General features: G+C 39.2%; 3 protein-coding genes and 1 pseudogene. All 4 read left to right on the forward strand.

The window, feature by feature from the left end; all coding sequences use genetic code 11:
- Positions 1-220 (forward strand): hypothetical protein (locus IEV57_RS18965; RefSeq protein WP_188444616.1); only part of this gene is annotated, 220 nt, incomplete at its 5' end.
- Between the two features lie 165 nt (positions 221-385).
- On the forward strand, positions 386-748 hold the full coding sequence (locus IEV57_RS18970) for a helix-turn-helix domain-containing protein (RefSeq protein ID WP_188444617.1): 363 nt from the start codon (positions 386-388) through the stop codon (positions 746-748).
- A 542-nt stretch (positions 749-1290) separates the two neighbouring features.
- A pseudogene (locus IEV57_RS18975) lies at positions 1291-2228 on the forward strand (IS1595 family transposase).
- A gap of 564 nt (positions 2229-2792) precedes the next feature.
- The coding region (locus IEV57_RS18980; protein ID WP_188444618.1) for a cadherin-like domain-containing protein at positions 2793-14725 on the forward strand (11933 nt) is incomplete at its 3' end.

Raw genomic sequence — 14725 nt, forward strand, 5'->3', positions numbered from 1 at the left:
TAAAGGGATATCAAGTGATAGAATGGGCTTAAGCTGGTACAGTGAGACCAAATTGGTCACATCTTGTCCTGATGGGGTTGACTGTACTGAGGAGCAGCATCAGCAGAACAGAAGATCTGTATTGAAGTTGAAAGTGGATAGGTCAGATGTAGATAAGCTTCCTGCTGTATGGAAGGTAGGGAAGGTAGGGAAGGTAAATTTTGCAGACCTACTGAAATAAATGTATGAAGGAATAGCGGAGTTTTAGTTTGTGGCTTACATATAAACTAGTTGTTAGTTAAAAAAAAGATTATCAGAATCATGTTGAATATGTAGATAGTCTTAAACACTATCAGACAGGCTCTTTCCTTAGAAAGGGTTTGTCTTCATTTAAACATGTATTACAATGAATCTAACATTAGAAGAAATCAAATTTAAAATAGCAGAAGGTAATTGGTTTAAAAATCCAGATTTGGATAGCTTGTTGTTGGCAGAGAAACTTGGTGCTGAAGAAGATGAATTGATTGCTTTGATTAAAAAAGAGACAGGGATGCATCTAAAAGAATTTATTAATGCAATTAGGATAGATTTATTGAAATCCTTGTTGGACAAAACCATCATTTTTGAAAGACCTGGCTATTACTATAAGTATTCTGGGTTTAAATCCAGAACTCCATTTGAAAGGCATTTCAAAGCTAAAACAGGGATGACCGTACAGCAATATATCCTAGAGATCAGAGAAAAGAATAAAGAATGTTTAGAGTTTTAATTTCAATAAAAGAATCTTATGGGTAGTATAATTAGATTAAAAAATCTTCTCCTTTTTATTGAACCAAAAATACCATTTACTCCTACATGGTTCGAATTTTCAATTTCCTGAGAAGATAAAGGCCTTTATATTCTCATAAGTTGCATTTGGTAAAAGTTTATTTCTCCTTTGCAAAATCTTTTAAAAAGGACTTTTATTCTTAAATTATTTTATGTGTATCCGCTTGAATGCACGTGACAAAATTTGACAATACGTGTCGAAGCATTAAAAAGTCAATCTCCACTATTTTTTATGTTAATTAAAAATACTGTTTTCATTGCGTATAATCAAAAAACTATATAAAAATATTCTTTTTCTTACCAGTAACCATTGATATTATTGTATAAAGATCGCTTCAATCAACTGCTGTCATAAGGCTGTGCACTGTTGATTCGTATATTATGTATGAAGTATTTAAATACGGAATGATGCCAATAGCCAAATTTAATATTGACATCCAGTGACAATAATTTGATTGGTAGTGATTAGATATATTACCTGTGATTAAAACAAAAGGTTATGACCATGAATTTTTAAAGTTTAACGATAGGTTCCCTGATGAAAAATCATGCACAGAATATTTCAAGTCCAAGCGGATTAAAGAAGGCGATATCTGCAAGAAATGTAAGGGTATTGATCATTACTGGCTTCATTCAAAAACATCTTTCAATGCAAACGGCGTTGTTTCAGAACCAGTCTTAAAAGTGGTACAGTGATGGAAAATAGTAATCTTTTCCTTAGGACTGGTTGTAAGCAATTACTTTAATCAGTGCAACCAAGCAAGGTTTCAGTGCCCTAGAACTTCAACGTCAGATGGGTTTTACTCGTAATCAGACAGTTTTTGACTTATGTCATAAGATAAGAGTGGCTATGGGCAAATGAGACGATGAGTACAGGCTCGAAGACATGATAGAGTATGATGAAGCTTAAGTAACAAAAGCCACATCATCAAAGAAGAAGAAATCTAAAAGAGGAAGAGGGACCCAGCAAAAGGCAATAGTTGCAGTAATGGCTGAGTCAACTGTTTTGGAGGATTTTACAAATGGAGAGCTTAAAAAAAGCTGTAGATACTTTAAAATGAAGAAGATAGATAGTTTAAAGGCGATAGCTGCTAAGAAACAAATCAAGAGTCCAATTGATCCAAATGCTGTGCTACAGACAGATGAAAGTACCATCTTTTCAAATTTTGAAGATTTCATTGACCTCCATGTGAAGGAAATCTCCAGTTCAAAAATAAGGTAAATTCAACCTCAAATGAGCTCATACAGCAATAAGTAATCTTAAAAGTAGTCTCACACAATACAAAATGGTATCTGAAAAAAAGCTTCAGAATTATCTTGACGAGTTTTGCTATAAACTCAACAGAAGATATTTTGGTGAAAGACTATTTGACAGGTTGAGTATTGCTTCAATTCAACCCTACTGGCAAAGTAGCGAATAATCATAAAATTATATAAGGATATACAGCATGATGCCAGTAAAGAAATAAAAAATCAGGATTAGCTATACCTCGATTTTCTAATGATGAAATATGACTGTGTTGTCTTGCAAGAACATTAATAAACCTATTGAGATTCTTCCATATCATTTTTTGTATTTAAATCGAATTATACAAAGTTGCACTGTTATCTATTCCTATAAAATGATTTTCATTCCTAAATTATTGAAAAGCCACATTTACTTGTTTCTTAAAGTTAATAATTTTTGATTTTTCTTTAACTTCTTCAAAGATTCATTTTATAAAGGATGCTAAATTAAAATGATTCAAAAGTTAAATGAAATGAATTTTTCACCCTTTTTAAATACTATGCTTTTAACTCATTCTTATTACCTAAACATGTTGTTATATACTCTTTTCATTTTTTAAGAATGGAGATCATTTTTTAGGAAAGATTCCACCTTGTTTTAGATATAATTTTCGGCCGTCAATCACAAACCTGTTTGCTAGTTGCTTTTAAACTCGCGACGGAAATAAATGGAATCAGTTACCCTTTACATTAAATCTATGAATAAAATTTTACTTGGCAATTTTAAAGAAGATGGCAAACACCCTGAGGTGGGGAATGATCGATCTGAGAAGACTATGAATATTCATCGGTCCAACAGAAAGGATAGGGCTTCATTTTTTCCTTTTTCATTCAGTAACGGGTCTAGGACTGTGAATAATAAAATAATCAATTATAATAATATGTTTTTCAAATCTTTTATGGATTTCTCATTAGAGCGCATGAAGCAGAGTAAATTCTCAAAGATCATGCTGTATAGTGTTCTTTACTTGTTTGTAATCAGCCACACGGCCAAAGGGCAGAATTTTGGCCCCGGTGGTGTCAAAACAGACCTGGAAATCTGGCTTCGAGCTGATAAAGGTACAAGTTCTCAAATAGACGGTTCGCTGATCACCACTTGGCAAGATCAATCGGGAAAGCGAACCAATATTGCCTCCTCAAGTAGCGGTACTCAAAACTACCTTAATAATGGGGTTTCAAATATCAACTTTAACCCAGTAGTTTCTTTTGATGGGTTAGGAGGTTTTAATTTTGGAAACGATTATATTTTTACTCCTTCGGAAAAAGGAGGAGTCTCAATATATGCCAATGTCCAACCTGCTGTAACCCCTGCGACGAAAACTACCCAATTTTTATTTGATTTTGGAAACTTTGCCACAACTGGCTATGGGTTTGCTTTTGGTAGTCAAGGAATCCATTCTTACACCCCAGGGATTACTCCTGCATTTTTAGCGGGAGGTGCTACAGGTTCTGTTCCTGTCTCTTTTGACATTGTTTTTGGTACTACTGGAAATTCTTGGGCTAGAATGTTTGGATCTGGCGGTCAGCAGCGTAGCATTAATCTAACGAGTTTAAGTGCTTCCAATGTTACCGCTGGCGCAACGCATCAGACCACCCTTGGACCAATGAGTATTGGTCGTCAATCCAAGGATTTTGGTTTCACTTCGAATGATACGAGAGCGTTTCAAGGGAATATATCAGAATTTTTCCATTTTAATAGAATTCTTTCTGATAATGAGAAGCAGAGAATCATGTCCTACCTTAATATGAAGTATGGATACACGATGTCCTACGCCAATTCTGCTACTGGATTGTCTACAAATAAAGATTATTTGGATTCAGATAGTCGAATTCTTTGGAACGCAACAAGCAATTCGGACTTTCACTTTCGCATTACGGCGATCGGTCGGGATGATGCTTCGGACTTTCATCAGCGACAATCAAGATCCAATAATGCTGCAAGGCTTTTTGTCATGGGAAACAATAATATCATTGATCCTTTTAGAAACAGTGCTGAAGTTGGAAACGATATTGCTACAGACAAAAGTTTTTTGATTATTGGAGACAATGGTTCAGCTCAGACACAGCCAACATGGGTTTTTAATAATAACTTATCAAACAATAACTATATACTTTCAACTGTATGGAAGGCACAAGAAACTGGTAATATAGGTTCTGTAAAACTACAATTTCATACCTCTCTTTCAGGTACCCCAAATTTTATCCCTGGTGCTATTGGACGAAAGGTTTTTTTAATAGTAAGCCCTGACAACAATTTTACTGATAACAATAACACATTGATTCCTTTGATTCAAGAAGGCAATGAGGTTGCTGTCAATGTAGATTTAAAAGATGGTGATTTTTTCAGTTTGGTAACCTTTATCGAATCTCCAGGAGGAGTAGGCGCAGGTTTGAGTCATTGGTTAAAAGCCGATTATGCTGTTCCTGTTAATGCTACCAATAATCCACTATCTTGGCTAGACGCTTCTCCGTTTAGCAGAGATATTGCAGGATTTATCAATGATAAATTGCTTTGGGTGGAGAATGGCATCAACTTTAATCCCCAAATTAATTTTACAGGAGGTTTTTTTAGAGGACGTTTGAATGGTGATCCCATGAATTTCTCAGGATCATTTACGCAAGGGGATGTTTTTGGTATGGTAAAGGGAAGCAGTACCACAACAGTCCATGGTTTTCCTTGGGATTATGGTTCGGGTGCTCGAAATAGTCTTTGGACCTGGTCCGATGCCAACATTTTCGATGGTTTTGGTACGACCGATCGCTTGGGTTTTCTCCCTACCACAGCCACAATAAGTTCATTCGATGGAAAAACCGGGGTTACTTCTATTCAACATGCTTTCAACTCCAATCATTGGTCTCTGTACAATACCTTTTCTAGAGCAGGGAGTTGGGGGATCAACAGAAACGGTAATGTGGTAGCAGTTACGGCCACAAATACTGCTAATTTTTCTGGATCTACCTTAGGCTCATTGCCCAATGTACATGTAGGAGCGGTGGCAGGAGTCATTTGGAACGGGTTTATGCCGGAGGTCATCTTGTACGATCGGGTTCTGGCTTTGGCAGATCGCCAAAAGGTCAATACCTACTTGGCCATCAAATACGGGATTACCATCAATCAAAATTATATTGCTCCAAACGGTACCGTGCTTTGGAATAGAACTACTAATTCCATTTATCATAACCGAGTAATTGGAATATATCGATCAGATATTCAGGGCCTACATCAAAGGCAATCCAAACCTATAGATGATTTGATCAACCAACAGTTTCTTTTTATTGGAAACAATGAAATCATCAATTACGAGGGCAATTCCTCTGATTCTGGCAATGATTTATCGGTCGATGAAAGTTATTTGATGATTGGAGACAACAATCAAAACATTGATTTTAACTTTTCTTTTGCTGAAAATAAAACCCACTTTTTAATGGCTAGAAAGTGGAAGGCACAGACAGCTGGACTTACAGAAAAAACGAGGATTGAAGTTCCTGCATTTGGCAATAGCAACTCAACAGCCTTATCCAATTTGTCACTGATAAATAAAGATATTATAGGGGAGGAGGTTCCCTATCTAGCTATAGATCCTAATGGCGATGGAAATTGGCTTGATGCTACTTTTATTCAGATGTCTCTATCAAATCAAGGAACAAATTCAATGTGGACTGCAGATATCAACTTACCAGATGGAGCGCTGTTTACTATTGCTCTGAAAAAAGTGGATAGAGATTCAGATGGAGATGGTATTTTAGATATTGACGATTTGGATGACGACAATGATGGTATTTCGGACGTTGAGGAAATGGACGGACGCCGTCCCTTATTCGCGGTAGAAAGTGTAAATACTTCAACACAAATTCTTACCGCCAAAGCTCATGCAGGACCTGATACTTTTGGTGTTACCATGGCCTTGACCGGTACAGGTTCCTTAAATGCGGCTGCTTTTGGTGGGGAAGGATTGCATCACGCTGTATTTAATAACAGTACCACCAATCAGCCTTATACAATGGATTACACCATTACACCGCTAGAAGGGGAACAAACTCAGACGCTTCCTAAAATAAATTTGGTAGAATTTGGTTTGAACTTACCAAAACATTTTGGAGGCTTAGGAGGGGGTACAAATGACCCCGTATTGATTCGTATGGATTGGAACTCCTTGGACGGCGTATATGCTGTGGTCGATGATCCATTCAATCAAATAAGTTCACATAGCACTGGGGATGTTATTTATCCTGGGGCAGTTTTAAACGTAACTCCTGTTATTACCATTAGGAACTACGCCTCTTGGAAAGTAACTTTTTATACCAGAGATACTGAAAAACCTTTTAACTTTAAGGCAACAGTAACACCTAATAATGGAGCTACTGTAATTAACAATGAGTTTTTTGGTATCAATATTTATTCCACGCGTCTATTAGACGATGACCTTGATGGAGTTCCGAATCACCTTGACTTGGATTCTGATGGGGATGGTTGCTTTGACAGTTTTGAAGGAGGAGCAACAGCCGTAGCAAGTCAATCAACATTTACTTCGGATTTAGGTGCAAATGGCTGGGTAAGTACTTCTGCGAGCAATGATCGTTTTAATGCTACCAATAAGTTTGTTTCGACTTATGGTAAAGCAAGGTCGTTCTTTGTTAAAGGTTGTTTAGATAGTGATGGAGATGGGGTATTTGACGACATTGATATCGATGACGACAATGATGGGATTTTAGATAGGGATGAAATGGATTGTGGTTTGGCTTTTTCTTCTGTTCCTCAAATTACTTCTGGGCTATTGGGTTACAGACAGTTTGAAGGTAACTTTTATAAGGGACAAGCTTACGCAGATTATAAAATCAACTTTTTTAATGTGGGTTCTGCTTTAAATAACAGCACCTGGATTGATATTGCGCAAGGTGGTCTTCATTATCAGATAGAAACAAGTGCGATTTATTATACCAGTAATTTTGTTATTACGCCTTCTGAACCTTCAATTCTAAATGCCTTTAGATTTGGTCCGCAAGTTCCTTCAAATGCTATTGCTGCTGCTGCTTCTGTGGGAATTCAAACATTGACTTTAGACTGGAATCCTTCCTTCACAGCAAGAGTTCATGATCCAAACAATCAGCTTGAACAATTGGACGGTGCGATATTGACTCCGGGAATGTCAATCAAGACAAGAACGAATTTATCTGTTGCTAACTCTACTTGGAGAATAATATTTGAAGGAGGAGGTACAGAACAAGAGTTTGATTTGAGGGTTAACCATTTCTTTAATACTGCTCTAACTGCGCCGTTTAAACAAGGTTGGGGTATAGCGGCAGATTTGTGTTTCGTTGAAGATTTTGACAACGATGGCATTCCGAATCATTTGGACACTGATTCAGATGGTGATGGTTGTCCAGATGCATTTGAAGCCAATGCTACCTCTGATAAGAGTCTTCTCTTTTTTCAAGGTCCAGTTGGAAACAATGGTCTTATGAATTCCTTACAAACCAATGACACACAAAATGCAGAAGTAAATTATCCCCAAACAAATTATTTGGCATATTCTCAAGTTTCTGCTTGTGCGGATTCTGACGGGGACGGTATTCCTGACAGGGATGATATTGATGATGATAACGATGGTATTCTTGATATAGATGAGTACCTGTGTGGAGAATCCATGTATATCAATAGTTATTCCATTCCTACTGGGGTTGCCATGGGAGCTGGGGGGTCATTCAGCAATGGTGATTTTAGAGCCAGAGGTAATTTCCAATTCGGGAGCTTAAACACCTTGACTAATTTCAGTTCTGAACGAAATTCTGCAAGTTATTTAGTAAATGATGCGAACACAAATTACAATTTAAGGGCTACTGTTTCTCCGAATAGTTCTAGTATCTCTGAGTTCCGATTTGGACCTTCACTAAATGGAAATTTGAACAGTGCAGTATCTAATGCGCAACAAAGTATCGTGGTGAATTGGAGTATTCCAATTGGAGGGATCGTAATAGATCCTGAAAATCAATTGAGTTCGCACGTTGATGGGCAGGGGATTGTTTCAGGAGGAACTATTGTTACTCGTGATGCTTATACTGTAGCACAATCTAAATGGTACATTGTAATTCCAATTAATTACCTAACTCGTGACTTTGTATTTAATGCCAGTTTTACTGGTGTAACCAACTTTGGTGAAGAGTCTTTTGGAATCGCAGTCAATTTGTGTTCTAGGCAAACAGATTCGGATGGAGACGGATTACCAAATGCTATCGATACAGACTCAGATGGGGATGGTTGTTTTGATGCAGTGGAGTCAAAAAGTTTAAAATACAGCTCCTTGACAAGTGCTACCTTGGCAGGTCCTTATGGAGTAAATGGCCTTTCTGCTTTGGTTAAAACAGATGACACGCCTTTAGCAAAAACAAATTACGACCTTTCCATGGACTTTTTGAATAGCCGATTAGCAGGTTGTATAGATACAGATAATGATGGTATTCCTGATCAAATAGATATTGATGATGACAATGATGGGATTTTGGACGAAGTGGAATGTCCTTCTGCTCCAGTAATCAGTTCTTATACTTGGGTTCCTGATGAAATATCTACGCGCAAGGCTACTTATAAGCTTATCGCCAATACAGGTCAATTTATAGGTACTGTGGCCATTACAGCTGTTCAAAATTTAGATTTGGCAAAATTTGGACTAACAGCTGCTCCAAACGAATTTATAACGGTGAACCCGAAAGACAATTCGGTGAATGGGGGTTTTATAGAGTTTGTAAGAAACAATACTTCCGATATAATTCTTGAGTTTAGTATTCAGCCGGCACCTGGAATTGCTGCGTTAGATCTAGATGTTTTAGGAACAGAAGGAGGTAATGGTGGCTATTGGTTCAATTCGCGTTCTTTAAAAATAGATGCGGGAGCTGCTGGAGATGGTACCATCGTAGGTATTCCACAACCTTATTACATGAAGGAAAAGTATAAAGTAGGACAGACCCTTTCTTCTAATATGCCTATTACCACGAGTTTTAGGACTGGACTTTCTCCTTCTACAAACAAGCAGTTTATCAATGTACAATATTCACAAATTGCTACGGTAGACAAGCCATTTGTGATGCGCTATACTTACAGGTCATTGATGATGCATGGTATTTGGGGAGAAAATTATGCTTTTCAAATTTTAAGGTTAGGTATTTTAGCCAACGAAAACGGTCCCTGTGATCATGATGGTGATGGTATTCCAAACAGTTTGGATCCGGACTCTGATAATGATGGCTGTAACGATGGAGTTGAGGCAGGAGTAATTCCTGTTGGCACTACAGTTCCTTTACAAGGAGAAGTAGGAGCCAATGGATTTATGGATTATTTAGAAACAGCACCTGAAAGTGGTATTTATAAAGGTAATTATTCATACCTGTATGCCTTGAATGATCAAATTGATGGTTGTGAGGATTTTGATGGAGATGGTATACCTGATCTTATTGATATTGATGATGACAATGATGGTATACTCGACCATATCGAATCACCAAGCTGCTTCCTAACTCCTGCGGATTGGAATGGGACAGACAAGCGTAGCATGCTCCAAGTAAGTTCTGATTTGACTACCTTGGATCCGAATATCAATTTTGCTAACCTGTTGGATAATAATCAGGTAGACGATGCTATCCAGTTTATGACTAGCTCAGCACAGGCGCAGTTAAGCAAGACAATTTTCTTGTTTGACTTTAGCAGACCTGTACAATTGGATGCTATCTACATCAAGAAAGCATCTGCAACCAATATTTTTGCAAATGTTACAGGTTCGGTGATGGTTCAAGGCTCCAACGATTTTGCGACTTGGACAGATTTGTTGACTTCCGCTGTCAACCCGACGAATGCGACTAATTTCACTGCTAATGGGAGTGTGATTTTGACAAATTCAAATAAGTTGACACTGAATACCAATCCTGATGCTTACAAATTCTACCGAATCGTAGGAGCAGCAGCTGGCAATATTCAATCAGGTATAGCGACTGAACTGTACTTTGACGTGAATACAAACGTGTACAATCCATCTAATTATCCTAAAATAGGACAGTGTATGGTTGATACTGATGGTGATGGTCAACCCAATCACCTGGATTTGGATTCTGATGGTGATGGTTGTCCTGATGCAGTAGAGGCCAAGACTGTAAACAATCTTACAGACACCATTGTCCCAGGACCTTATGGGCCTAATGGATTTGGTGATGGAGTAGAAACAGTGGCAGAAAGCGGTATATATAAAGGTGATTATACTTATTACTTTGCAGTAAATAAAAACGTAACCCGTTGTTTGGATACAGATGGTGACGGTGTGCCAGATATTGAAGATTTGGACTCTGACAATGATGGCGTACTTGATTCAGTAGAATCCCCAGGATGTGACAATTTCCTTACCTTGTTTAAGGAAGATTTTGGTATAGTGGGAGTGAATCCAGATATGACAGGATTTGCAGGAACGCAATACACAGAAATCTTACGTTTGGGCGAAGGAGATGGTCCTGCATTAGGAGTTGATGTAGTTCCTGGTTATCCTTGGGCCTGGTCTGATGGAGATAGATTTGTACAAGATGGGCAGTATGCTATTGTTTCGAATGCCAAATTAGGAGGATACAATTGGTTGAACGCAAGTGATTATTCTACCAAAGACAGTTTGGAGAAAAATGGAGGAATGCTTTTAATTAATGGTTCTAATCCTGGTCAGGTTGCTTTCAGAAAACCTGCCTCCAATTTAGTACCAGGAAAGTCTTACAAGTTCTCAGCTTGGATAGCTGATATTTTTCCAGGAGGAACAATAAGGCCTGACTTACAATTTCAGGTAAAAAATAGCAGTGGAGCAATTACTTCTTCCGTAAGAACGGGTCCAATTGTCAATGGAAGTACTACTGAACTCAATTGGAAACAATACGAGTTGATCTTTGTGGCGACTACAACTACCATGACTCTGGAGCTAGTCAGTTTCGGTAATCCTGGTAATGGGAATGACTTTGTGATTGATGATGTAGAATTGAAAATCTGCTTAGGAAATTTTGTAGATACCGATGGTGATGGCATTCCGAATTATTTAGATCTAGATTCTGATGGCGATGGTTGTCCAGATGCTGTAGAAGCGGGTACAGCTAAATTAGCGCAATCTCTTGGATATAGTGTTTCTTCAGATGGAGTTGTAGCAGGACCTTACGGAGACAATGGCTTTGCGGATTACTTGGAAACAAGCCCTGAAAGCGGGAGCTACAGAGATACCTACACTTATAATTTTGCTATCACTGTGGGTAAAGGAAGTACAATCACTTCCCAGCCTGAAGATGTCAAAGTCTTTGGAGATGGGCAGACGGCTACTTTCACTGCAGTAGTGGATGATTCTGAGGCTTCTTCTACGCCAATTTACCAATGGCAGATCAGTACCAATGGAGGAGCGACCTGGAGTAATGTCACCAATAGTTCAACTTATGAAGGTGCCTCTACTAAGGAGCTTAAAGTAATTGGAATTAATGGAGACATGAATGGATACAGGTTCAGATTGAGCGTGAGCCAACTCGATTTTGTCTGCGATAATTATTTCTCTGATGCGGTAAAGTTGTCTGTGGATGGGCTACCTGAGGCTATTGATGATATCGTGACTACACCTCAAGGTGAAAATGCAGAAGGTAATATCCTTACCAATGACTCCAAGCGTGAGGGTTCTGAAGGTACACTATCTGTGAAAACATTCGAAATTCTGGATTCTAATGGAGATCCGCTTCCTGGTCCATTTGTCTTGGGAGAGGCGTATGTAATTCCTAATGTAGGGACCTTGACACTGAATGCGAATGGTACATTTGAGTTTGATCCATTAGTTGGATTCTCTGGAAAAGTGCCTACGGTTATCTACCAAATGGAAGATTCTGAAGGCGGAACGGATATAGGAACCTTGAGCATTACAGTAACTAAGCTGAACCAACCTCCGGTAGCTAATGACCAAAACTTAAATGTAAATGAAGATACAGCACTAACAGGTAATCTATTATCTAATGGTGGAGCCACTGATCCTGATGGTGATCCTGTTAAAATCACTGACTTTACCCTTGATGGGGTGACCTACAATGCCGGCACTACTGTGGATATTCCGGGTGTGGGTGTAATTAAAATTAATGAAAACGGCAGCTTTGAATTTACCCCTGCGCTCAACTATAATGGCCCGGTACCTCCAGTGACTTACACGGTTGTAGATGTAAATGGAGGTAAAGACACCGCAACTTTAAACATTACTGTAGATCCTGTGAATGATGCACCTTTAGCTGCTGACGATATTGTCGGTACGACTGAAGGAACCAATGCCATAGGAAATGTACTCACCAATGATACAGATGTTGACGGTGATCTTCTGACAGTGACTCAGTTTGTGGTAGATGGTAAAACTGTAACAATAGATCCGAGTACAGGAGGTACAGAATCTCTTGAAGGGATTGGTACCATTACGATAAATGCTGATGGTAGTTTTACCTTCGTACCAGATCCTGAATTCAGACAAGGTCAAGTACCTACTATAACCTATACGATTTCGGATGGCTCAGCAACGACTACAGCTAAGTTGGATATTTTTGTCGAACCGGTTCCAGAAGCACCAATAGCAGCAGATGATACAGCGACTCTTACAGAAGACTCAATTTTGACATGTACTACAGGCAACTGTAATTTACTTGATAATGATGCTGTAGATCCACTATTCCCTAATTTACAACTAAAAATCACCCAAATCAACTTTACTGTTGAGGGTAAAGAATATACTTATCCGGTGGGAGTAGATGCGGTGATTCCAGGAGTAGGTATTGTCAAGGTAAATGAGGATGGAACCTATGAGTTCAAGCCGGATGCAAACTGGAATGGAACAGTCCCTGCAATTACCTACACCATCACTGATGGTGAGGGGAATACTGCTAATGCTGACCTGAACATTACCGTGACTCCAGTCAATGACGCACCTATCGCTGTCGATGACAACGTGACTACACGTAGGGATGAGCCGGTAAGCGGGAATGTGCTGACGAATGATTCGGATGTTGATAATAATAAAGAAGACCTTACAGTAATACAGTTTGAAGTTAATGGTGTGATTTATCCTGTGAGTGCTAGTACCCCAGGTACTGTTACCATTACAGGTGTGGGTACATTGACTGTGGAGTCTGATGGCACCTTCACGTTCACTCCGGAAGCAGGCTACACTGGTCCTGTACCTCCAGTGACCTATACGGTTTCTGATGGTGAGGATACAAGCTCTGCCAATTTGAATATTGTGGTATCAGAGTTCAATCAGCTTCCAGTAGCCAATAATGATGTGGCTACAACAGATGATCAGACTCCAGCTCAAGGGAATGTGCTTTCTAATGACAAAGATGATGATGTAAACGACGTCCTTGAAGTAGTCAGCTTTACTTTAAATGGAATTACTTACTCAGCGGGTAGAATTGTAGAGATCCCAGAGGTAGGTGAGTTCACCTTACAGGCAGATGGAACATATACATTTGTACCAGTTCCAGGTTTTAATGGGGATATTCCGACCGTTACCTATACCGTAACAGATGGTTTTGGAGGGGTGGATTCTGCTTCCTTGAATATCAAGGTAACGATTAAAGATTCAGATGGAGATGGAGTTCCAGATTTCCAGGAAATATTGGATGGAACAGATCCTAATAATCCATGTTCGTTTGACCCTGCTAATCAAGTGGAACCAAGTGCTGAGTGGCTTGCAGCAGATTGTGATGGCGATGGTATCAATAATGGTGACGAATTAGCAGCTGGGACAAATCTTTTAGATCCATGTGATTTCTCTATGGAGGACTTCGATATCAGTAAAACTTCCGCAGCTTGGAAAGCTTTGGATTGTGATGGTGATGGTGTAACCAATGGAGAAGAAATTGCGGCTGGAACAAGTCCAATAGATCCATGTGATTTCTCTATGGATGATTTTGATATGAACAAAACTTCCGCTGCTTGGAAAGCTTTGGATTGTGATGGTGATGGTGTGCTTAATGGAGAAGATTCTTGTCCATTTATATTTGCAGATAATGGTCTTGGTTGTCCATTACCAGTAGACTTCAACGTGACGGATATCAATGTACCGGTGACAGGTGATGTGAGTACGAATGATGAGGTACCAGCGGGTACGACTTATGGTACACCACAACCACAAACGGACAATCCAGCCGGTGCGACGCTTACGATGAACGCTGATGGAACGTATGCGTTCACTGCGACCGAACCAGGGGTTTATACTTATATGGTACCAGTATGTGGACCGGGAGAGACGGAAGATTGTCCATTGTCACCATTGCAGATCACGGTATTGGATCCGATGGCGGACGACAATGCACCGGTGGTGAATCCAGACATTGCTACAGCGAAAGAGGATACACCGGTTAAGATCGATGTACTAAGCAATGATGAATCAGGCAATGTGGGTACGGATCTGAATCCAGCAAGCTTAACGATAACAGAAGAGCCTGATAACGGCACAGTGACAATAAATTCAGACGGCACGGTGACCTATACACCGGATGCGGGCTTCACGGGTACGGATGTGTTCACGTACACGGTATGTGATACGAGCGATCCTGCGAACTGTCAGACGGGTACTGTTACAGTGACGGTAGTTCCTGAAGATAT

This window comes from Belliella aquatica, assembly GCF_014637795.1.
GTDB classification, from domain to species: Bacteria; Bacteroidota; Bacteroidia; order Cytophagales; family Cyclobacteriaceae; genus Belliella; species Belliella aquatica.